Origin of the sequence: Pseudomonas sp. C11 (assembly GCF_034683865.1) — a bacterium.
In the GTDB taxonomy this organism is placed as follows: Bacteria; Pseudomonadota; Gammaproteobacteria; order Pseudomonadales; family Pseudomonadaceae; genus Aquipseudomonas.
Genome location: NZ_JAWIIP010000001.1, coordinates 380,508 through 400,387 on the forward strand (window position 1 = coordinate 380,508; position 19,880 = coordinate 400,387).

Sequence of the window (19,880 nt, forward strand, 5' to 3'; positions counted from 1 at the left end):
GGAACGCGACATGAACCACACAGCACCCACCCAACCCCGCTGCCCGGTGTACCTGCACCCGGCAGCGGCTTCCAACCCTGGGCAAGTCCGCGCCATCCAGCAGGCCACCGGCACGCTGGTGGTGATCATCGGCACCCGCCCGCAGTTGCACCCCGCCACCCTGCCCGCCCGCGAATCCTTCGGTGATTTCGGGGGTGCTGCATGAGCGTCTACAGCCTCACCACCGCATCCGAAAAAGCCATCGGCATGCTGCTGACCGCCGGCGGCGGCTCGGAAACCCTGCTGCTGCGCCGCCCAGCCAACGAGCTGCGCGCCGAGCTGCATATCGAACCGGCCGCCAGCATGCTGAGCGCCGTCGTCTACGTTGGCCACGATCGCCACAGCCAAGCCCTGCAAGCCGGCGACGGTGCCAACGCTCAGCACCTGGCCGACTTCATCGAAGCGATCGCCAACGGCACCGCCAGCACGGCGGAAACCGGCGCGATCTGCAAGCCAAGCCAGCCAGAAGCCGAACCCTTCGCCCTGAACGCCGAGGACGAAGCCAGCCTGCGCCATCTGGTGCGCATCGGCGGCACCCGGCATCTGCAGTGCGGCGTGTCCGTCACCGTGCACAACGCCGCCATTCTTGAGCCGCGTCGTCACGCGTTGGTTACCACGCCATATAGCACTGCCCATCACCATGCCGGCACACCCGACGAGCTCTACGTGATGCTCGCGCAGCACATCGAAGCCGCGCTGAACGCAGCCTGAGGCCCGCAACCATGAATCGCACCGTCGCAGAAACCGCATCAGTGCTCGGTCTGGGCCAGCGCAAGCTGTTCGCCAAGCTGCGCGAGCTGAAGGTGATCGACCACCAGCGCGAGCTGATCAGCAGCCCACGCCATGAAGGCCGCTTCTACACCGACACCCGCAGCCGCTGGGATAGCCGCATCAACGGCTACAGCCACTATGGCGTGGTGATGGTCACCGAAGCCGGCGTGGCCTGGCTGGCCAATGAACTGGGCATCCCCGTGACCTGCACCCAACCGCGAGGGACTGCCGCATGACCATCCCCAGCGCCCTCACCCACGCCATTGGCGCGCTCAAGCTGGTGCGCCTGCACCTTGACCACCCGAGCGTCGTCAGCGCCCGCGAGCTGCAGGCGGTTGCCGCCGAGGCCATCGAACGCATCGAGCACGCCAACCCGCACCGCGACGAGCTGGGCCGGCTGTACGCCGAGCTGGTGCGCGTCACCCCGCGCGGACACGTGCCTTACGTGACGCTCACCCAGGACGCCACCGTGCCCTATGGCCATCCGCATCCGCCAATTCCAGTTCCGCGACATCCGCCCCAAGGCCGCCACTGAAATCGAAGACATCAGCCACGCCAGCAAGCTGCTCGGCCACACCAAAGAAGAAATCACCCGCCGCGTTTATCGCCGCATCGGCGAAGCCGTCGACCCTACGAAGTGAGCGCAGTTGCGGAAACGAAAAGGAAAGTTGCGGAAACTGGCGCTTTCACAGCGCAAAACAAAAAGCCCCGCAAGGCAGAGCCTGCGGGGCTTTCATATTGGAGGCTGAGGTCGGAATCGAACCGGCGTTCACGGATTTGCAATCCGGTGCATAACCACTCTGCAACTCAGCCTTTGATCGCACGAACCGCCTTGGCGATTCGTTTAAAACTGGAGCGGGAAACGAGACTCGAACTCGCGACCCCGACCTTGGCAAGGTCGTGCTCTACCAACTGAGCTATTCCCGCTTGTCTTGTCGACGGGCGCCATTCTATAGATTCGAAATCTGCCGTCAACCCTTTGATTCAAAAATACTTATTTCTTTTCCGAGGTGGTGCTCAGATGAGGCCAGGCAGCCAGCAGGTACTGCAGCATCGACCACAATGTGAGCACAGCGGCGACGACCAGCAGGATGTATCCGAGCACCACCCAGAAGGTGAATACCGGCGGATTACCGAGCAGGATGACCAACGCCAGCATCTGCGCCGCCGTTTTCCACTTGCCAAGATTGGAGACGGCTACATGGGCACGGGCGCCCAGCTCCGCCATCCATTCACGCAGCGCCGATACCACGATCTCGCGGCCAATGATGACGACCGCAGCCAGGGTCAGCCACAGGTTGGAGTGTTCGGCCACCAGTAGCACCAGGGCGACCGCCACCATCAGCTTGTCGGCCACCGGATCGAGGAACGCGCCAAAAGGCGTGCTCTGCTCCCAGCGGCGGGCCAGGTAGCCGTCGAGCCAGTCGGTGGCAGCGGCGATGGCGAAGACCATGCTGGCGGCCCAGTAGCTCCACGAGAACGGCATGTAGAACAGCAGGATGAAGACGGGGATCAGGAGAACCCGAAGCACGGTAAGCAGATTGGGGATATTCATCGGCACAACTGGGCGGTGAGGTGATCGGGCATTCTACTCGCTGTGCAGGGTGGCATAAATCGACTCAGCAAGCTTTTTGCTGATTCCCGGCGCTTTGGCGATTTCCTCGGCGCTGGCCCGCGACAACTCCTGCAGACCACCGAAGTGATTGAGCAGCTCGCGCCGGCGCTTCGGGCCGATGCCCGCGACCTCTTCCAGGCTGGATGTCCGCCGCGCCTTGCCACGCCGAGCACGGTGCCCGGTGATGGCGAAACGGTGGGACTCATCGCGGATCTGCTGAATCAGGTGCAAGGCCGGCGAGTTGCCCGGCAGCGTGAATTCGTGCTCGGCATCATTGAGATAAAGGACTTCCAGCCCCGGTTTACGGGTGGTGCCCTTGGCCACGCCGAGCAGGATCAGATCGGGCACGGCCAGCTCCTGCAGCACCTCGCGGGCCATGGCCAGTTGTCCTTTGCCACCGTCGACCAACAGCACGTCCGGCAACTTGCCTTCGCCATCGCGCACTTTGCTGAAACGCCGCGTCAGTGCCTGATGCATGGCGGCGTAGTCATCGCCTGGGGCAACGCCTTCGATATTGAAGCGGCGGTAGTCTGATTTCAGCGGCCCTTCGGGGCCGAACACGACGCACGATGCCACCGTCGCTTCGCCACTGGAATGACTGATATCGAAGCACTCCATGCGCTGTGGTGGCTCGTCCAGCTGCAGAACGACAGCCAGGGCCTCGAAACGCTCGGCGAGATGTTGCCGATTGGCCAGACGAGCATTCAGGGCCTGCTCGGCATTGGTCACCGCCAATTGCTGCCAGCGTGCACGAGTACCGCGCACGCGATGCCTGATGCTCAAGCTGCGGCCGCGCAACGACTCGATGGCCTCGATCAACGTTGGGAAGTCATCGTGCAGGACGTTGACGATCAGCTCGCCCGGCAGGTCGCGCTCGGCATTACCCAGGTAGTACTGCGCCAGGAAGGCCATGAGTACGTCTGCACCCTCCTCCTCGATCGCCACTTGCGGGAAGAAGTTCTTGCTGCCGAGCACGCGGCCGCCACGCACGCTGATCAGATGCACGCAAGCACCACCTGGCGTGAGCATCACGGCGACAACATCGACGTCCCCCGTGCCACCCTCCATGCTCTGTTGATCCTGGACGCGGCGCAGCAGGGAAATCTGGTCGCGCAGTTCGGCGGCGCGCTCGAATTCCAAAGCCATCGCGGCCTTTTCCATGCTCGCAGAGAGTTCTTCGCTCAGCGCATTGCTGCGCCCATCGAGGAACATCACCGAGTGGCGCACATCTTCCGCATACTCCTCTGCCGAGACGAGGCCCACGCAAGGCCCCTTGCAGCGCTTGATCTGGTACTGCAGACAGGGACGGGTGCGATTGCGGTAATAGCTGTCCTCGCATTGGCGCACAAGGAAGGTCTTTTGCAGCAGGCTGAGGCTTTCGCGAATCGCCAGTGCGCTCGGATAAGGGCCGAAATAGCGCCCCTTGGCCTTTTTCGCGCCACGATGGATGCCGAGACGCGGAAAGTCGCCATCGGAGAGGAATACGTAGGGATAGGACTTATCGTCGCGCAGCAGGATGTTGTAGGGCGGACGCCACTGCTTGATCAGCGTCTGTTCCAGCAGCAACGCCTCGGTTTCATTGGCGGTGATGGTGGTTTCGATCTGCGCGATGCGCGTGACCAGCGCAGCCGTCTTCGGCGCCTGGCCGGTCTTGCGGAAATAGCTGGCAAGGCGCTTCTTGAGGTTCTTGGCCTTGCCCACGTAAAGCAGCTTGGCCTCGGCATCGAACATGCGATAGACGCCGGGACGGCCACTGCAGGTCGCCAGGAAGGCACTCGAATCGAAAACGAACATTTAGCTGACGGCGTCGACCATGCCGTGACGTACGGCGAGCAGAGCCAATTCAACGTCGCTGGTAATGGAGAGCTTTTCGAAGATCCGATAACGGTAGGTATTCACCGTCTTCGGCGACAGGCACAGCTTGTCAGAGATGTTCTGCACCTTGTGGCAGTTGGCAATCATCAGGGCGATCTGAATTTCCCGCTCGGAGAGCAGATCGAACGGCGAACTGCCGCTTTGCGGCTGGAAGGATTTCAACGCCAGCTGCTGAGCGATCTGCGGGTCGATGTAGCGCTGACCGGCGAACACCAGGCGAATGGCCTGCACCATTTCGTCGAGCGCTGCACCCTTGGTCAGATAACCGGCTGCACCGGCCTGTAGCAGGCGCGTGGGGAACGGATCTTCTTCGCAGACGGTAACGGCAACGATCTTGATGTCGGGGTAGCTGCGCATCATCTTGCGGGTGGCTTCGAGGCCGCCGATGCCGGGCATCTTGACGTCCATCAGGACGACATCTGGCTTGAGCTCGCGCACCTTGAGCAGCGCTTCTTCACCGGTGGACGCTTCGCCAACCACTTGCAGGCCGTCGATATCGGCAAGCATCCGGGTAATACCTGTGCGAACCAGATCGTGGTCATCGACCACCAGGACCTTAATCAATCGGCCACCTCGTGCACCTTGTCAGCCACCAGGAACGGCGGCGATCAACCTGTCGGCCACCTTAACAAATAATTCGAGGCCGAACCTAGCTTGGCGCATAACAGTCAAAAAGCAAACGCCAGAATTCGGGCTGCTCTTTGAGCATGGGAAGAATTGGCGGAGGCGGTGAGATTCGAACTCACGGATAGTTGCCCATCGACGGTTTTCAAGACCGTTGCCTTAAACCACTCGGCCACACCTCCGCTGCAGTGCGGGCGGCAATCTTACCGGAACGCAACACGCTGTCAAACTCTCGTGATTGGCAGCTCGGTTGCCTCTGTTATGATCCGGGTCAATGTTCAATCGGCATCCCTTTTTTTGCCACAGGAGCGTCGCCATGCAAGAGCAAGACTATGCACTGAACCATTCGCAGGCCCAGCAACTGGAGGTCAGCAAGGTGTTGCGCAACACCTACGGTCTGCTGGCCATCACTCTTGCGTTCAGCGGCCTGGTTGCCTTCCTCAGCCAGCGTGCGAACGCCCCCTACCCGAACATCATCGTCTTGCTGGCTGGTTTCTACGGCCTGTTCTTCCTGACCTACAAGCTGCGTGACTCGGCCTGGGGCCTGGTATCCACCCTCGCCCTTACCGGCTTCATGGGCTACACGCTGGGCCCGATCCTCAACCGCTACCTGGGCATGGCCAATGGCGCGGAAGTCATCAGCTCGGCGTTCTCCATGACCGCACTGGTGTTCTTCGGCTTGTCTGCCTACGTGCTCACCACCCGCAAGGACATGAGCTTCCTCAGCGGCTTCATCACTGCGGGCTTCTTCGTCCTGCTCGGTGCCGTGGTGGCCAGCTTCTTCTTCCAGATCAGCGGTCTGCAACTGGCGATCAGCGCTGGTTTCGTACTGTTCTCCTCGGTGTGCATCCTGTTCCAGACCAGCGCCATCATCCATGGTGGTGAGCGCAACTACATCATGGCCACCATCAGCCTGTACGTCTCCATCTACAACCTGTTCGTCAGCCTGTTGCAGATCTTCGGCATCATGAGCGGCGACGACTGATCGGCCCGCGATGTCCTGAAGCCCGCCTCGGCGGGCTTTTTCATGCGTGTGATTTTTCCCGAGCCGCTATCGGGCTTATCATGGCGCTGTTTTCCGTACCGGATTTGCCATGAAGTTCGCCATCGCCTTGTTCTCCCCTCCTCACGCCCCCGCCTCGCGACGTGCTCTGCGCTTTGCCGAGACGGTCATCACCGGTGGCCACGAGATCGTCCGCCTGTTCTTCTACCAGGACGGCGTACACAGTGCTGCCAGTAATGTGGTCGCGCCTCAGGACGAACTGGATCTGACCCGGGAGTGGCGCGAATTCGTCACCCACAATGATCTGGATGCCGTGGTGTGCATCGCCGCTGCACTGCGACGTGGCGTGCTCGATGACGCGGAGGCCCAGCGCTATGCCCGCCCCGCCGCCAACCTGCATGCACCCTGGGAGCTTTCCGGCCTCGGGCAATTGCATGAGGCCACGCAACAGGCCGATCGGCTGATCTGCTTCGGAGGTCATTGATGAGCAAGTCCCTATTGATCATCAGTCGCCAGGCGCCCTGGAGCGGCCCGGGCGCACGTGAGGCACTGGACATCGCCCTGGCCGGCGGCGCCTTCGACCTGCCCATCGGCCTGCTGTTTCTCGATGATGGGATATTCCAGCTCATTGCCGGGCAACAGCCTGGGCAACTGCAGCAAAAAGACCTCGGCGCCAACCTGCAGGCGCTGCCGATGTTCGGCGTCGAGTCGCTCTACGCCAGCCAGTACAGCCTGAGCGAGCGTGGCCTGGGTGATGCCGAACTGAATCTGGCGGTACAGCGGCTCGACGACAGCGCGCTGACCGCCCTACTCGACCGCTATGACCAGGTGATCACGATCTGATGGCCATCCTGCACATTCTCTCTCATTCGCCGTTCACCGATAGTCGCCTGAGCAGTTGCCTGCGTTTGCTGGGGGCAGGCGATGCCCTACTGCTCACGGGCGATGCGGTCTACGCGCTGCAGTCCGGCACCGCCCATCTGCAAGCGCTGCAAGGGATGCCCGGCAATGTCGCGCTCTACGCACTGGACGAAGACCTCGCCGCACGCGCCCTGCAGGCGCCCGAGCGCGCCCTGGTGGTGGACTATGCGCAATTCGTCGAGCTCTGCACTCGTTATGACAAGGTCAACAGTTGGCTATGAGCACACTCAACGTCGCCGGACGTGATATCGCCCTGGACAAGGACGGCTACCTGATCGATCTGCAGGACTGGTCACACCCCGTAGCCGAGGCACTTGCCGCAGCGGAAGGCCTGCAACTGAGCGCGGAGCACTGGGAAATCCTCGATCTGCTGCGCGCCTTCTATGCCGAATTTCAGCTGTCACCGGCCAACCGTCCATTGATCAAATACGTGGCGCTCAAGCTCGGCCCGGAGAAAGGCAACAGCCTGCACCTCAATCGCCTGTTCAACGGCACCCCAGCCAAACTCGCGGCGAAGCTCGCCGGCCTGCCGAAACCGACCAATTGCCTATGAACCTGATCACGCCCGCAGAACATCCTTTCGCTCAGTACGTGCGGATTCTTGGCAAAGGCAAACGCGGCGCGCGCGGCCTGACCCGCGAAGAAGCCCGCGAGGCCATGACCCAACTACTCGCGGGCAAGGTCGAAGACACCCAGCTCGGCGCCTTCCTCATGTTGCTGCGACACAAGGAGGAAAGTGCCGAGGAGCTGGCCGGCTTCACCGACGCGATCCGCCAGCAGCTCGCTGCGCCGCCCATCGCCGTTGATCTGGACTGGCCAAGCTATGCCGGCAAGAAACGCCATCTCCCCTGGTATCTGTTGGCAGCCAAAGCGCTGGCGGGCAGCGGCGTGCGCATCTTCATGCACGGCGGCGGCGCCCACACCGCTGGCCGGCTCTATACCGAACAACTGCTCGACACGCTCGGCATCGCCAGAGCCCGTGACTGGCCAGCCGCATCGACTGCGCTCGATCAGCACAATCTGGTGTTTGCCTATCTCGGCGACTGGCTGCCGCCGCTGCAACGCATGATCGACCTGCGCAACACCCTCGGCCTGCGCTCGCCCATCCACTCACTGGCCCGCGTGATCAATCCGCTCTCCGCGCGCTGCGGTTTGCAGAGCATTTTCCACCCTGGCTACCAGGCCGTGCACCGCGAGGCCAGTCGCCTGCTGGGCGATCCCGCCATCGTCATCAAGGGCGAAGGTGGAGAGATCGAGGTCAATCCGGATGCCACGACTCAACTTTTCGGCACGCAGGATGGCATCGCCTGGGACGAGGAATGGCCAGCCCTGTCGCCGCAACGCCACGTCAAACCGGAGAGCCTGCAGCCCGCCCAACTGCTGGCCGTGTGGCGCGGTGAGAGCGAGGACGCCTATGGCCGCCTGGCCATTCTGGCAACCATGGCCCTAGCCTTGCGCGCCCTCGGGCTGCCCAGAGCGCAGGCCTTCGCCGAAGCGGAAAAACGCTGGATCGAACGAGATAGATCGAAATAACTATTTATTTAGTACGGCTTTTTCCACCTATCCATCGAAACGATCACGATAGACTGCAGGCTCATTTGCTAGAAAGAGGTACGCGAAATGGGCTTGCTGATCGAAGGACAGTGGCGTGACCAGTGGTATGACACCGGCAAGAGCGGTCGTTTCCAGCGGGAAAATGCCCAGCGCCGCAACTGGATCACCGCCGACGGCGCAGCCGGGCCCAGTGGTGAGGCGGGTTTCAAGGCCGAAGCCGGTCGCTACCACCTGTACGTTTCCCTCGCCTGCCCCTGGGCGCATCGCACGCTGATCCTGCGCAAGCTCAAGGGCCTGGAAAGCTTGATCGATGTCTCCGTGGTCAGTTGGCTGATGCGCGAGCAAGGCTGGACGTTCGATCCCGCTCATGGCTCCAGCGGCGACGCTCTGGACGGCTTCGACTATCTACACCAGCGCTACACCGCCGATGACGCCCAGTACACTGGCCGCGTAACCGTACCGCTCGTGTGGGACAAACAGCAGCAACGCATCGTCAGCAACGAATCGGCGGAGATCATCCGCATGTTCAACTCGGCGTTCGATGGCCTGACCGGCAATAACCTGGATTTCTACCCGAAGCCGCTGCGCGAGCGTATCGAGCAGCTCAATGAGCGCATCTATCCGGCGGTGAACAATGGCGTCTACCGCGCAGGCTTCGCCACTACTCAAGCGGCCTACGAAGAAGCCTTCGACGAGCTGTTTGTGGCCCTGGACGAGCTCGACGCCCTGCTCGGCGATCAACGCTACCTGGCTGGCGAATACCTGACCGAAGCCGACATTCGCCTGTTCACCACGCTGATTCGCTTCGATGCCGTCTACCATGGGCACTTCAAGTGCAACCTGCGCCGCCTTGAGGACTACGGCAATCTCGCCAACTGGCTGCGCGAGCTGTATCAGTGGCCGGGTATCGCCGAGACTGTGGACTTCACCCACATCAAAGGCCACTACTACGCCAGCCACGCCACCATCAACCCGACGGGGATCATCCCCAAAGGGCCGAAGCTGGATTTTCACCGCACACATCATCGCCAGCGGCTACCGGGCAAAGTCGTTTATCAGGCATAAACGTCGCGCCGATGGATGACGGCCTCATCCATCGGCAACCCGCTCAGACGTCGGCCTGCAAACCCTCGAACCAGGCGAGCTTGTCACGCAAGGTTACGACCTCACCGACGATCACCAGAGTTGGTGCGTGCACTTCATGCTCGGCGACCAGCGCCGACAGGGTTGCCAGACTACCAGTGAACACGCGCTGATTTTGCGTGGTGCCCTGCTGCACCAGCGCTGCAGGTGTTTCAGCATCGCGACCATGGGCGATCAGTTGTGCGCAGATGTCTGGCAGGCCGACCAGTCCCATGTAGAACACCAGGGTCTGCCCAGGCGCCACCAGATCCTTCCACGGCAGGTTGCTGCTGCCATCCTTGAGGTGGCCGGTGACGAAGCGCACGGACTGGGCATGATCGCGATGCGTCAGTGGAATACCGGCGTAGGCGGCACAGCCCGAGGCCGCGGTGATACCAGGCACAACCTGGAAAGGGATGCCTTCGGCGGCCAATTGCTCGATCTCTTCCCCGCCGCGGCCGAAGATGAACGGATCGCCGCCCTTGAGGCGCAATACACGTTTGCCTTCACGGGCCAGGTCGATCAGCAACTGGTTGATCTGCTCCTGCGGCACGGCATGGTCAGCGCGACGCTTGCCGACATAGATGCGTTCGGCATCACGACGGCACAGGTCGATGATCGGCGCCGCCACGAGGCGGTCGTAGAGCACTACATCGGCCTGTTGCATCAGACGCAGGGCGCGAAAGGTCAGCAGATCCGGATCGCCGGGGCCGGCGCCCACCAGATAAACCTCACCCAGCGCACGTGGCGCAGCACCGGCCAGACGTTCTTCGAGCAGCCGCTCGCCTTCGGCAGGCTTGCCGGCGAATACGCTCTCGGCAATCGCCCCCTGGAATACGTCTTCCCAGAACACGCGGCGCTGCTGCACATCCGGAAACATCAGCTTGACCCGCTCGCGGAAACGCTTGCCTAGGTTGGCCAATTGACCATAGGTGGCCGGAATCCAGGTTTCGATCTTGGCGCGGATCAGGCGAGCCAGTACCGGGGCATCGCCACCGCTGCTGACGGCAACGATCAGCGGGGAACGGTCGACGATGGCCGGGAAGATCACGCTGCACAGCGCCGGCGCGTCGACCACGTTGACCGGGATGCCCAGCGCCTGTGCTTCAGCAGAGATCCGCGCATTGAGTGGCTCATCGTCGGTGGCGGCGATGACCAGCCCAATGCCCTGCAGATCATCGGTCTGGTAACCGCGCAGGAACATACCCTGCTCGCCGGCCATGGCCTGCAGTTCGCTGCGGATATCGGGCGCCACGACGCGCAGTTGCGCGCCGGCCTCGGCCAGCAGGCGCGCTTTGCGCAGCGCAACCTCGCCACCGCCGACGACCAGCACCGGGCGCTCTTTGAGCTTGTGAAATAGCGGAAGAAATTCCATGAAGCAGCCTCGCGCTGCAAGCCACAAGCTTCAAGCTCATGTTGCAGCTTGGGGCTTGCAGCTCGCGGCCGTAGTTAGATGACGTCGATACCGCCCATGTAGGGCTTGAGCACTTCCGGCACGCGGATGCTGCCGTCGGCTTGCTGGTAGTTCTCCAATACCGCCACCAGAGTGCGGCCAACCGCCAGGCCGGAACCGTTGAGGGTATGCACCAGCTCGGTCTTGCCGGTTTCCGGGTTGCGGTAGCGCGCCTGCATGCGGCGCGCCTGGAAGTCGCCACAGTTGGAGCAGGAGGAAATCTCGCGGTATTTGTCCTGGCTTGGCACCCAGACTTCCAGGTCGTAGGTCTTGGTCGCGCCAAAGCCCATGTCGCCGGTGCACAGGGAGAGAACGCGATACGGCAGTTCCAGCGCCTGCAGCACACGCTCGGCGTTGGCAGTCAGACCTTCCAGCGCCTCGTAGGATTTGCTCGGCTCGACGATCTGCACCATCTCGACCTTGTCGAACTGATGCTGACGAATCATGCCGCGGGTGTCACGCCCGGACGCACCCGCCTCGCTGCGGAAGCAGGGCGTATGGGCGACGAACTTGAGTGGCAGTTGCTTGGCGTCGAGGATCTCGCCGGCAACGATGTTGGTCAGCGAAACCTCAGCCGTCGGGATCAGGTAGAAGTCGGCCTCACCTTCGCGGGTGATCTTGAACAGGTCTTCCTCGAACTTCGGCAACTGGCCAGTGCCCATCAGCGCCGGGGCCTGTACCAGGTACGGGGTGTAGGCTTCTTCGTAGCCGTGCTCGGCGGTGTGCAGGTTGATCATGAACTGCGCCAGGGCGCGGTGCAGGCGAGCGATCGGCCCGCGCAGCAGCGCGAAGCGTGCGCCGGACAGCTTGGCGGCAGTCTCGAAGTCCAGCCAGCCATGCTGCTCGCCCAGGGCGACGTGATCCTTGATCTCGAAATCGAAGGCACGCGGGGTGCCCCAGCGACGCACCTCGACGTTGCCTTCTTCATCCTCGCCCACCGGCACCGACTCGTGCGGCAGGTTGGGGATGGTCAGCATCAGGTGATCGAGCTCGGCCTGGATGCCGTCCAGCTCGCGCTTGGCCTCGTCCAGCTCGTTACCCATGCGGTCGACATCGGCCAATAGCGGCGCAATGTCCTCACCGCGGGCCTTGGCCTGGCCAATGGATTTGGAGCGGCTGTTGCGCTCGGCCTGCAACTGCTCGGTACGCACCTGTACCGACTTGCGCTGACTCTCCAGAGCCTCGAAGCGGGCGACGTCGAGGGCGAAGCCGCGCGTGGCAAGGCGCTCGGCAATTTCAGTGAGTTGCGTGCGGACGAGTTTGGAATCGAGCATGTTCGGGTCTCAATACATCGGCGAAAAAGAGTACGGCCAGCCAGCTGGCGCGGGTGGTGGAGTGTAAAGCCTTAGCGGGTCAGGACGCCAATCGAGCCAGGCTCAAACCGGCCCAGGCTGCGAGCAGACCGCCCAGGATGCTGAATGCCAGATAACCCATGGCCTCCGGGGCGCGGCCGCCTTCCAGCAGCTTCATGATTTCCAGGCTGAACGAGGAAAAGGTGGTGAAGCCGCCCAGCACGCCGGTGATCAGCCCGGTGCGTAGCTCCAGGGGCAGGTCGGTGCGCGTCAGGAACAGCCCCGACAGCAGGCCGATCAGCAGGCAGCCCAGGATATTCACTGCCAGCGTGCCCAGATAGAAATGGCGCGGCCAATTGCCCGCCACCCAACTGGCGGCCAGGAAACGCAGTACGGAACCGAAAGCGCCACCAGCGGCAACGGCAAGCGCGACACGAATCATGGTTTTCTCCTTTGTCTTGGGCTGCTGGTATCTAGGCTGCGCAGATGTTTGAGCTTCTCGCGAATCTTCGATTCCAAGCCTCGTGGTACCGGTTGGTAATACTCTCGCGGCTCCATTTCATCGGGGAAATACACTTCACCGGCAGCATAGGCATTGGGCTCATCGTGGGCGTATCGGTATTCCTCGCCATAGCCGAGCTGCTGCATCAGCTTGGTCGGTGCATTGCGCAGGTGCAGTGGCACCTCCAGCGAGCCGAACTCGGCGACATCCCGCTTGGCAGCCTTGATACCCAGGTAAACGGCATTGCTCTTGGCCGCGCAGGCGAGGTAGGTCACCGCCTGAGCCAGCGCAAGATCGCCCTCTGGGCTGCCCAGGCGCTTGACCGCATCCCAGGCAGCCAGGCACAGCGGCAACGCTCGCGGGTCGGCATTACCGATGTCCTCGCTGGCCATGGCGACGATACGTCGGCAGATATAGGCCGGATCGCAGCCGCCGTCGAGCATGCGCGCCAGCCAGTACAGCGCACCATCGGGGTTGGAGCCGCGCACAGACTTGTGCAGCGCACTGATCTGGTCGTAGAAGGCTTCGCCGCCCTTGTCGAACCGGCGGCGACTATCGCCCAGCAGGTTTTGCAGCGACGCCACGCCGATCTCACCGCCATCCTCGGCCAGGTCGGCAGCATTCTCGAGGAAATTGAGCAGACGCCGGCCATCGCCATCGGCGGCAGCCAGAAGAATCTGGAAGGCCTCATCTGGCAGGCTGAGATGACGCTCGCCAAGGCCCTTCGGATCACTCAGGGCACGATTGACCAGCTTGCGCATGGCCGCCTCGTCGAGGCTCTTCAGCACATAGACGCGGGCGCGCGACAGCAGCGCATTGTTCAGCTCGAACGAGGGGTTTTCTGTGGTGGCGCCGATGAAGATCAACGTGCCGTCTTCCACATAGGGCAGAAAGGCGTCCTGCTGGCTCTTGTTGAAGCGGTGAACTTCGTCGACGAAAAGAATGGTGCGTCGGCCGTACTGAGCGGCGTGCTGCTGAGCCACTTCGACAGCCTGGCGAATTTCCTTCACCCCGGACAGGACGGCGGAAATGGTCTCGAAATGCGCATCGGTGACCTTGGCCAGCAGGCGCGCCAGGGTGGTCTTGCCGACGCCAGGCGGCCCCCAGAAGATCATCGAATGCAAGGCGCCCTGCTCCAGCGCCTCGCGCAGCGGTTTGCCCGGTCCCAGCACGTGCTCCTGACCGACGTATTCGTCCAGGCTGGTCGCACGCAAACGCGCAGCCAGAGGCTGCGCGACAGGTTGGCGGCCGAACAGATCCACGGCTTACTCCTGAATGACGTCCGCGCCTTCCGGAATGTCGAAGGTGAACAGGTGATCCTCGACCGGCTCGTTCATCTTCACATTGAGGAACAGGATGTTGGTGCGCTGACCGATGCTGTCGATCAGTTGCATGTCATTGAGTACACGATTGCGGAACGACAGGCGCAGGCTATCGAACAGGCTGTCCTTGGCCTTGGGCTTGAGGATGAAGTCGACCACGTTGCCGCCTTCCTTGTACTCGATGTCGAAGTTCTCGCGAATCTGCGATACATCGCCGGACAACAACAGCGCCGGGGTGTGAGTCAGGCGCTGGTCGAGCGTCTGAATGGTGACCTGTTGCAGATCCGGGTCATACAGCCAGACCTTCTGACCATTGGAAACCAGCAACTGCTCCATCGGCTGGTCGGTATGCCAGCGGAACAGCCCTGGGCGTTTGAGCACGAGCTGGCCGGCAGTTTCCTGCAGCTGGGTACCGCTGGCATCGAGCGTCAGTTGAGAGAAACGGGCACTGATGGTCTTGGCTTGACTGAGCAACTCGGTCAGACGCTGGGTCGCTGCATCTTCGTCGGCATGCGCCGGCAGCAGGGTAAAGCTCAGGGCAGCCAGCATCAGCAGGCGGATAAATCGCATATAAAAAACCTCGTCAGTCCGTAAGAGGATCAATCGCGGGATGGCCCGGGCGCGATCACTTCGCGCGAGCCATTGGTGTTCATCGGGGTTACCACGCCAGCCATCTCCATGGCCTCGATCATTCGCGCTGCGCGGTTGTAACCGATCTTGAGTTTGCGTTGTACGGCGGAAATGGACGCGCGGCGGCTTTCCAGCACGAAGTTGACGGCCTCGTCGTAGAGCGGATCTTCCTCACTGCCCTCACTCCCCTCACCGCTGCCACCCCCTTCGAAGCCGCTGCCACTCTCTTCGGCACCGGCGAGGATGTCTTCGATGTAGTCCGGCGCACCACGTTGCTTCCAGGCCTCGACCACGCGATGAACCTCATCGTCGGAGACGAAAGCACCATGCACCCGAATCGGCAGACCGGTACCCGGTGGCAGGTAGAGCATATCGCCGTGGCCGAGCAGTTGTTCGGCGCCGCCCTGATCGAGGATGGTGCGCGAATCGATCTTGCTCGATACCTGGAAGGCCATACGTGTCGGGATGTTGGCCTTGATCAGACCGGTGATCACATCCACCGACGGGCGCTGGGTAGCGAGGATCAGGTGAATGCCGGCCGCCCGCGCCTTCTGTGCGATACGCGCGATCAGCTCTTCGACCTTCTTGCCGACGATCATCATCATGTCGGCGAACTCGTCGACGACAACGACGATGGTCGGCAGCGTTTTCAGATGCGGCGGCTCGTCATCCATCGACTCGCGCTTGTACAGCGGATCATGCAGCGGCGCGCCGGCCTCGATGGCGTCCTTCACCTTACGGTTGAAGCCCGCCAGGTTACGCACCCCCATCGCCGCCATCAGCTTGTAGCGACGCTCCATTTCGGCGACCGACCAGCGCAGCGCGTTGGCCGCTTCCTTCATGTCGGTGACCACGGGGCAGAGCAGGTGCGGAATGCCTTCATAGATCGACAGTTCGAGCATCTTCGGGTCGATCATGATCATCCGCGCCTCTTCCGGCGTGGACTTGAACAGTACCGACAGGATCATGGCGTTGACGCCCACCGACTTACCGGAGCCGGTGGTACCGGCGACCAGCAGGTGCGGCATCTTGGCCAGATCGGCGATTACCGGGCGGCCACCGATATCGTGGCCCAGCGCCAGGGTGACCGGCGACTTGGCGTCGTCGTATTCGCTGGAGGACAACACCTCGGAGAAGCGCACGATCTGTCGATCCTCGTTGGGCACCTCGATGCCCACCGTGGTCTTGCCGGGAATCACCTCGACCACGCGCACGCTGACCATGGCCATCGAGCGCGCCAGATCCTTGGCCAGGTTGGAAATGCGACTGACCTTCACACCGGCGGCGGGCTGAATTTCGAAACGGGTGATCACTGGGCCCGGATGTACCGACTCGACCACCACGTCGACACCGAATTCCTTGAGTTTGATCTCCAGCAGGCGCGACATGGCCTCCAGGGATTCCGGGGAAAACTGCTTCTGCTTCTTTTCGGCCACATCGAGGATGGAAATCGGCGGTAGGCTGCCTTCGATAGCCGTATCGACGAACAGCGGCGCCTGCTTTTCCTTGAGTACGCGCTTGCTCGGCTCGGCCGGTTTCGGCGGGGCTGGCGGGGTGATCACCGGAGCCGGACGCTTGTCGCGCTCGCTCATGTGCTTGCTCAGTGATTCTTCACGCTCGAGCAGGCGCTCCTTGACCTTGGCCTGCTCGCGACGATCCGGAACGACGGGCGCTGCCACCTCGATAACACGCTCATCCAGCTCGCGCAGCTGCGCCACCATCTGCTTGCGCTCGCTGCGCGAACTCCACCAGCCGCTGATCATGCCGTGCACCAGCTCGATCAAATCCAGCGTGATCTTGCCGGTAAGATCCATGACCTTGAACCAGGACAGATCGGTAAAGACGGTCAAACCGAAGAGAAACAAGGCCAGGAACAGCAGCGTGCTGCCCTCGACGTTGAGTGCCTCTTTCGCCAGCTCGCCCAGGCTGGCGCCCAGCATGCCGCCGCCAGAGCCTTGCATCCCGGCAGCCGGATCGAAATGAATATGTGCCAGCACGGCACCGGAAAGGATCAGGAACACCAGGCCGATGCTGTGCCAGGAAAATAGCCAGCCATTCCACTGCCAAGGCTGGTTGCGCGTGCGAAACACCTGCCAGGTCTTGGTGCCCAGCAGCAACGGGAAGATGTAGGCGAAATAGCCCAGCGCGCCGAAGAGCGCGCTGGACAGCCAGGCGCCGATGCTCCCGCCCGCATTGAGGATGTGCTGGACTTGCACGCTGTTATCCCAGGCGGGATCCGACACGCTGTAGGTCACCAGCGTCATCAGTACGTACAGACACAACGCCGCCAGGGCGATCAGGGCGCCCTCCTTCAGTCGGTACTGAAGTTTCAGGCGCCAATCCGGATTCTGGGAGGTGGAATTCTTCAAAACAGCCGTATCCTGCGCTCTTGGCGCGTCCATCGATGGTTACCGCACAGAGCGGGTATTGTACGGGTTTGCCCGTGCGCTGCCAGAACCGACACCGTTATCGACATGCTGCTGCGCTCCCGCAGCCGCGTTCCTTCGGTGTAGCATAGCCGGCAGCAGCTTCCATGCGGCTCAATTGGAGCATGCATTCTCTTTTGTGACAAAGGCTTATGGGGGTTTTTTATGAGCGACGTCAAGCATTCCCGCCTGATTATCCTGGGCTCCGGCCCTGCCGGTTATAGCGCTGCCGTTTATGCGGCCCGCGCCAATCTCAAGCCTGTGATCATCACCGGCATCCAGCCCGGCGGCCAGCTCACCACCACCACCGAAGTGGACAACTGGCCTGGCGATGTCGAAGGCCTGACCGGCCCGGCCTTGATGGAGCGCATGCAGAAGCACGCAGAACGCTTCGACACCGAGATCATCTACGACCACATTCACACCGCCGAGTTGCAAGCGCGCCCCTTCGTACTCAAGGGCGATAGCGGCACCTACAGCTGCGATGCGCTGATCATAGCCACCGGCGCCAGTGCCCAGTACCTGGGCCTGCCGTCCGAGGAAGCCTTCGCGGGCAAGGGCGTATCGGCCTGCGCCACTTGCGATGGCTTCTTCTATCGCAACCAGGTGGTCGCCGTTATCGGCGGCGGCAACACTGCCGTGGAAGAAGCACTGTACCTGTCGAACATCGCCAAGGAAGTTCACCTCGTGCATCGCCGCGACAAGCTGCGCTCGGAGAAGATCCTGCAGGACAAGCTGTTCGACAAGGCCGCCAACGGCAACGTGCGCCTGCACTGGAATCAGACCCTGGACGAAGTGCTGGGTGATCAGAGCGGTGTCACCGGCGTACGACTGAAGAGCACCATGGACGGCAGCACCCAGGAGCTACCGCTGGCAGGTGTTTTCATCGCCATCGGCCACAAACCCAATACCGAGCTATTCGTCGGCCAACTGGATATGCATGACGGCTACCTGAAGATCAAGGGTGGCAGCGAAGGCAATGCCACGGCCACCAGCATCGAAGGTGTATTCGCAGCTGGTGACGTGGCCGACCACGTCTATCGTCAGGCCATCACCTCGGCCGGCGCTGGCTGCATGGCCGCACTGGATGTCGAGAAATTCCTCGAAGATCTTTGACACCCCAGGGCGGACACCGTCCGCCCTCCCCTCTTCCGAGCCCTGACGCATGCTGACCTGGCTGCAACGCGACTCACTGGATTTCCCGCCCCTGGCCAAAGCCATGTGCGAGCCCAATGGCCTGCTCGCTGCCGGCGGCGATCTCAGTGCGGCGCGCCTCGTACAAGCCTATCGCCACGGCTGCTTCCCATGGTTTCAGGACGGCCAGCCGATTCTCTGGTGGTCGCCGGATCCCCGCACCGTTCTTTTTCCCGACGAGCTGCACGTATCGCGCAGCCTTGGCAAAGTGCTGCGCCAGCAGCGTTACCGCGTCACCTTCGACCAGGACTTCACTGCCGTCATCCGCGCTTGCGCTGCACCTCGCAGCTACACCGACGGCACCTGGATTACCACGCCGATGCAGAGCGCCTACATCGAACTGTACGAACAGGGTATCGCTCACTCCGTCGAGGTCTGGCAAGGCGACGAACTGGTCGGCGGGCTCTACGGCCTGGCAATGGGGCGACTGTTCTTTGGTGAGTCCATGTTCAGCCGCGCCGACAACGCGTCCAAGGTGGGCTTCGTGACACTCGTCAGCAAGCTGCAGGAATGGGGCTTCACCTTGATCGACTGCCAAATGCCGACACAGCATCTGCACAGCTTCGGCGCCCGAGCGATTGCACGCGCCAGTTTCGCCGAGTATTTGCAACGCTACCTGGATCAGCCCAGTCTGGCGAACTGGCTTACCTAGTCGATCTGGCAACCCTGACATACACTCTTTATCAGGCCCTCTCGAGACACCGCCATGACCGAGCTCGCCCGCCTGAAGTTCTATGCGACTCAGCCCCATCCGTGCAGCTATCTGCCCGAGGAGCAGGCGACCACCCTGTTTCTCGACCCCAGCCAGCCCATGGATGTGCAGGTGTACGCCGAGCTTTCCGACATGGGCTTTCGGCGCAGCGGTGACCACCTGTATCGCCCGCACTGCCAGCAGTGCACCGCCTGCATCCCGGCGCGCATCCCCGCCGCCCTGTTCACCCCCAATCGCCAGCAGCGGCGCATCCTCAAGCGCAACCAGGACATCAGCGTACGTCCCGTGCGACCAGTCTTCAGTGAGGAGTACTACCAGCTCTATGCCCGCTACATCGAACAGCGCCATGCCGACGGCGACATGTATCCGCCCAGCCGTGATCAGTTCTCGACCTTCCTGGTGCGCGACCTGTCTTTCTCGCGCTTTTATGAGTTCCGCCTCGGGGAGCGACTGGTAGCGATCGCCGTGACCGATGTCCTGCCCAATGGCCTGTCAGCCGTATACACCTTCTACGATCCCGACGAGGAACAGCGCAGCCTTGGGCGCTTCGCCATTCTCTGGCAGATCGAAGAAACTGAACGTCTTGGCCTTGATGCCGTCTATCTGGGCTACTGGATCAAGAACTGTCGCAAGATGAACTACAAGACCCAGTACCGCCCGATAGAACTGTTCGTCAATCAGCGCTGGACGCTCCTGACTTAGCGCGCTGCCTGCACGCTCTCGTGCAAGCAAACCCAAGCCACTTGGCGCAGACCACTGTTTTCGGGCACAATGCACGCCGCTTTTGCCTGGGGCCAGTCGCGCCGGGCCATTTCCTGGACACCG

At 62.1% G+C, this 19,880-nt stretch carries 23 protein-coding genes, 3 tRNA genes and 1 pseudogene; 15 read left to right on the forward strand and 12 right to left on the reverse strand.

Annotated features, from left to right (window positions below):
• Positions 1-10: 10 nt before the first annotated feature.
• The 5 genes and pseudogenes from VC352_RS01640 to VC352_RS01660 form a co-directional block, all read left to right on the forward strand.
• Positions 11-205 (forward strand): hypothetical protein, encoded by a 195-nt coding sequence (locus VC352_RS01640; RefSeq protein WP_322977837.1) that lies wholly within the window; start codon positions 11-13, stop codon positions 203-205.
• A complete protein-coding gene (locus tag VC352_RS01645; protein WP_322977838.1) occupies positions 202-750 on the forward strand; it encodes a hypothetical protein in 549 nt (182 codons plus the stop codon). The genes VC352_RS01640 and VC352_RS01645 overlap by 4 nt, the downstream gene beginning before the upstream one ends.
• A gap of 11 nt (positions 751-761) precedes the next feature.
• A complete protein-coding gene (locus VC352_RS01650; protein ID WP_322977839.1) occupies positions 762-1,046 on the forward strand; it encodes a phage antirepressor KilAC domain-containing protein in 285 nt (94 codons plus the stop codon).
• Positions 1,043-1,345: a hypothetical protein gene (locus tag VC352_RS01655; RefSeq protein WP_322977840.1), complete on the forward strand. Its 303-nt coding sequence runs from the start codon at positions 1,043-1,045 to the stop codon at positions 1,343-1,345. Before VC352_RS01650 ends, VC352_RS01655 begins: the two co-directional genes overlap by 4 nt.
• A pseudogene (locus tag VC352_RS01660) lies at positions 1,287-1,451 on the forward strand (integrase); the annotation flags it as partial. The gene VC352_RS01655 and the pseudogene VC352_RS01660, both read left to right, overlap by 59 nt.
• Positions 1,452-1,549: 98 nt before the next feature.
• Here the strand turns inward: VC352_RS01660 and VC352_RS01665 are convergent.
• The 6 genes from VC352_RS01665 to VC352_RS01690 form a co-directional block, all read right to left on the reverse strand.
• Positions 1,550-1,623 (reverse strand) — tRNA-Cys (locus VC352_RS01665).
• Between the two features lie 38 nt (positions 1,624-1,661).
• Positions 1,662-1,737, reverse strand: a tRNA-Gly gene (locus VC352_RS01670).
• Positions 1,738-1,804: 67 nt separating this feature from the next.
• The gene (gene pgsA, locus VC352_RS01675; protein WP_322977841.1) at positions 1,805-2,365 is read right to left on the reverse strand and encodes a CDP-diacylglycerol--glycerol-3-phosphate 3-phosphatidyltransferase; all 561 of its coding nucleotides are present in this window, start codon (positions 2,363-2,365) and stop codon (positions 1,805-1,807) included.
• Positions 2,366-2,398: 33 nt separating this feature from the next.
• Positions 2,399-4,219, reverse strand: coding sequence for an excinuclease ABC subunit UvrC (gene uvrC / locus VC352_RS01680; RefSeq protein ID WP_322977842.1), 1,821 nt, complete (start codon positions 4,217-4,219; stop codon positions 2,399-2,401).
• Positions 4,220-4,864 carry a UvrY/SirA/GacA family response regulator transcription factor gene (gene uvrY / locus VC352_RS01685; RefSeq protein ID WP_322977843.1) on the reverse strand — a complete coding sequence of 215 codons (645 nt, stop codon included), beginning with the start codon at positions 4,862-4,864 and terminating at the stop codon, positions 4,220-4,222.
• A gap of 154 nt (positions 4,865-5,018) precedes the next feature.
• Positions 5,019-5,106 (reverse strand) — tRNA-Ser (locus tag VC352_RS01690).
• Positions 5,107-5,240: 134 nt separating this feature from the next.
• On the opposite strand from VC352_RS01690, the gene VC352_RS01695 reads away from it, so the two are divergent.
• From VC352_RS01695 to VC352_RS01725, 7 genes are all read left to right on the forward strand, one after another.
• Positions 5,241-5,909, forward strand: coding sequence for a Bax inhibitor-1/YccA family protein (locus VC352_RS01695; RefSeq protein ID WP_322977844.1), 669 nt, complete (start codon positions 5,241-5,243; stop codon positions 5,907-5,909).
• Between the two features lie 109 nt (positions 5,910-6,018).
• A complete protein-coding gene (gene tusD, locus VC352_RS01700; protein ID WP_322977845.1) occupies positions 6,019-6,411 on the forward strand; it encodes a sulfurtransferase complex subunit TusD in 393 nt (130 codons plus the stop codon).
• On the forward strand, positions 6,411-6,770 hold the full coding sequence (gene tusC / locus VC352_RS01705; RefSeq protein WP_322977846.1) for a sulfurtransferase complex subunit TusC: 360 nt from the start codon (positions 6,411-6,413) through the stop codon (positions 6,768-6,770). The genes tusD and tusC overlap by 1 nt, the downstream gene beginning before the upstream one ends.
• Positions 6,770-7,069 carry a sulfurtransferase complex subunit TusB gene (gene tusB, locus VC352_RS01710; protein ID WP_322977847.1) on the forward strand — a complete coding sequence of 100 codons (300 nt, stop codon included), beginning with the start codon at positions 6,770-6,772 and terminating at the stop codon, positions 7,067-7,069. The genes tusC and tusB overlap by 1 nt, the downstream gene beginning before the upstream one ends.
• A complete protein-coding gene (locus tag VC352_RS01715) occupies positions 7,066-7,401 on the forward strand; it encodes a TusE/DsrC/DsvC family sulfur relay protein (protein ID WP_322977848.1) in 336 nt (111 codons plus the stop codon). The genes tusB and VC352_RS01715 overlap by 4 nt, the downstream gene beginning before the upstream one ends.
• A complete protein-coding gene (locus tag VC352_RS01720) occupies positions 7,398-8,381 on the forward strand; it encodes a glycosyl transferase family protein (RefSeq protein ID WP_322977849.1) in 984 nt (327 codons plus the stop codon). Before VC352_RS01715 ends, VC352_RS01720 begins: the two co-directional genes overlap by 4 nt.
• An 87-nt stretch (positions 8,382-8,468) precedes the next feature.
• Positions 8,469-9,467 carry a glutathione S-transferase family protein gene (locus tag VC352_RS01725; RefSeq protein ID WP_322977850.1) on the forward strand — a complete coding sequence of 333 codons (999 nt, stop codon included), beginning with the start codon at positions 8,469-8,471 and terminating at the stop codon, positions 9,465-9,467.
• 43 nt (positions 9,468-9,510) lie between these two features.
• On the opposite strand, the gene cysG is transcribed toward VC352_RS01725, so the two are convergent.
• The 6 genes from cysG to ftsK form a co-directional block, all read right to left on the reverse strand.
• Positions 9,511-10,899, reverse strand: a complete 1,389-nt coding sequence (gene cysG, locus VC352_RS01730) for a siroheme synthase CysG (protein WP_322977851.1) — start codon at positions 10,897-10,899, stop codon at positions 9,511-9,513.
• A gap of 74 nt (positions 10,900-10,973) precedes the next feature.
• A complete protein-coding gene (serS, locus tag VC352_RS01735) occupies positions 10,974-12,251 on the reverse strand; it encodes a serine--tRNA ligase (protein WP_322977852.1) in 1,278 nt (425 codons plus the stop codon).
• 79 nt (positions 12,252-12,330) lie between these two features.
• Positions 12,331-12,711, reverse strand: coding sequence for a fluoride efflux transporter CrcB (gene crcB / locus VC352_RS01740; RefSeq protein ID WP_322977853.1), 381 nt, complete (start codon positions 12,709-12,711; stop codon positions 12,331-12,333).
• The gene (locus VC352_RS01745) at positions 12,708-14,033 is read right to left on the reverse strand and encodes a replication-associated recombination protein A (RefSeq protein WP_322977854.1); all 1,326 of its coding nucleotides are present in this window, start codon (positions 14,031-14,033) and stop codon (positions 12,708-12,710) included. The genes crcB and VC352_RS01745 overlap by 4 nt, the downstream gene beginning before the upstream one ends.
• A gap of 3 nt (positions 14,034-14,036) precedes the next feature.
• On the reverse strand, positions 14,037-14,663 hold the full coding sequence (lolA, locus tag VC352_RS01750) for an outer membrane lipoprotein chaperone LolA (protein WP_322977855.1): 627 nt from the start codon (positions 14,661-14,663) through the stop codon (positions 14,037-14,039).
• A 29-nt stretch (positions 14,664-14,692) separates the two neighbouring features.
• Positions 14,693-17,125 carry a DNA translocase FtsK gene (gene ftsK, locus VC352_RS01755; RefSeq protein ID WP_322977856.1) on the reverse strand — a complete coding sequence of 811 codons (2,433 nt, stop codon included), beginning with the start codon at positions 17,123-17,125 and terminating at the stop codon, positions 14,693-14,695.
• 189 nt (positions 17,126-17,314) lie between these two features.
• Between ftsK and trxB the strand changes: the two genes are divergently transcribed.
• The 3 genes from trxB to VC352_RS01770 are packed head-to-tail and all read left to right on the forward strand — an operon-like array spanning position 17,315 to position 19,757.
• The gene (trxB, locus tag VC352_RS01760) at positions 17,315-18,265 is read left to right on the forward strand and encodes a thioredoxin-disulfide reductase (protein ID WP_322977857.1); all 951 of its coding nucleotides are present in this window, start codon (positions 17,315-17,317) and stop codon (positions 18,263-18,265) included.
• 49 nt (positions 18,266-18,314) lie between these two features.
• Entirely contained in the window at positions 18,315-18,995 is a 681-nt protein-coding gene (gene aat / locus VC352_RS01765) for a leucyl/phenylalanyl-tRNA--protein transferase (RefSeq protein WP_322977858.1), read from the forward strand.
• A 54-nt stretch (positions 18,996-19,049) separates the two neighbouring features.
• Positions 19,050-19,757, forward strand: a complete 708-nt coding sequence (locus tag VC352_RS01770) for an arginyltransferase (RefSeq protein ID WP_322977859.1) — start codon at positions 19,050-19,052, stop codon at positions 19,755-19,757.
• Positions 19,758-19,880 lie beyond the last annotated feature (123 nt).

Coding starts and splice junctions, on each gene's coding strand:
- tusD (WP_322977845.1), top strand. CDS start 6,019: ATGAAGTTCGCCATCGCCTTGTTCTCCCCTCCTCACGCCCCCGCCTCG.
- VC352_RS01645 (WP_322977838.1), top strand. CDS start 202: ATGAGCGTCTACAGCCTCACCACCGCATCCGAAAAAGCCATCGGCATG.
- VC352_RS01770 (WP_322977859.1), top strand. CDS start 19,050: ATGACCGAGCTCGCCCGCCTGAAGTTCTATGCGACTCAGCCCCATCCG.
- uvrC (WP_322977842.1), bottom strand. CDS start 4,219: ATGTTCGTTTTCGATTCGAGTGCCTTCCTGGCGACCTGCAGTGGCCGT.
- trxB (WP_322977857.1), top strand. CDS start 17,315: ATGAGCGACGTCAAGCATTCCCGCCTGATTATCCTGGGCTCCGGCCCT.
- VC352_RS01720 (WP_322977849.1), top strand. CDS start 7,398: ATGAACCTGATCACGCCCGCAGAACATCCTTTCGCTCAGTACGTGCGG.
- VC352_RS01640 (WP_322977837.1), top strand. CDS start 11: ATGAACCACACAGCACCCACCCAACCCCGCTGCCCGGTGTACCTGCAC.
- VC352_RS01650 (WP_322977839.1), top strand. CDS start 762: ATGAATCGCACCGTCGCAGAAACCGCATCAGTGCTCGGTCTGGGCCAG.
- cysG (WP_322977851.1), bottom strand. CDS start 10,899: ATGGAATTTCTTCCGCTATTTCACAAGCTCAAAGAGCGCCCGGTGCTG.
- ftsK (WP_322977856.1), bottom strand. CDS start 17,125: ATGGACGCGCCAAGAGCGCAGGATACGGCTGTTTTGAAGAATTCCACC.
- lolA (WP_322977855.1), bottom strand. CDS start 14,663: ATGCGATTTATCCGCCTGCTGATGCTGGCTGCCCTGAGCTTTACCCTG.
- pgsA (WP_322977841.1), bottom strand. CDS start 2,365: ATGAATATCCCCAATCTGCTTACCGTGCTTCGGGTTCTCCTGATCCCC.
- crcB (WP_322977853.1), bottom strand. CDS start 12,711: ATGATTCGTGTCGCGCTTGCCGTTGCCGCTGGTGGCGCTTTCGGTTCC.
- serS (WP_322977852.1), bottom strand. CDS start 12,251: ATGCTCGATTCCAAACTCGTCCGCACGCAACTCACTGAAATTGCCGAG.
- VC352_RS01715 (WP_322977848.1), top strand. CDS start 7,066: ATGAGCACACTCAACGTCGCCGGACGTGATATCGCCCTGGACAAGGAC.
- tusC (WP_322977846.1), top strand. CDS start 6,411: ATGAGCAAGTCCCTATTGATCATCAGTCGCCAGGCGCCCTGGAGCGGC.
- VC352_RS01725 (WP_322977850.1), top strand. CDS start 8,469: ATGGGCTTGCTGATCGAAGGACAGTGGCGTGACCAGTGGTATGACACC.
- aat (WP_322977858.1), top strand. CDS start 18,315: ATGCTGACCTGGCTGCAACGCGACTCACTGGATTTCCCGCCCCTGGCC.
- VC352_RS01655 (WP_322977840.1), top strand. CDS start 1,043: ATGACCATCCCCAGCGCCCTCACCCACGCCATTGGCGCGCTCAAGCTG.
- tusB (WP_322977847.1), top strand. CDS start 6,770: ATGGCCATCCTGCACATTCTCTCTCATTCGCCGTTCACCGATAGTCGC.
- VC352_RS01695 (WP_322977844.1), top strand. CDS start 5,241: ATGCAAGAGCAAGACTATGCACTGAACCATTCGCAGGCCCAGCAACTG.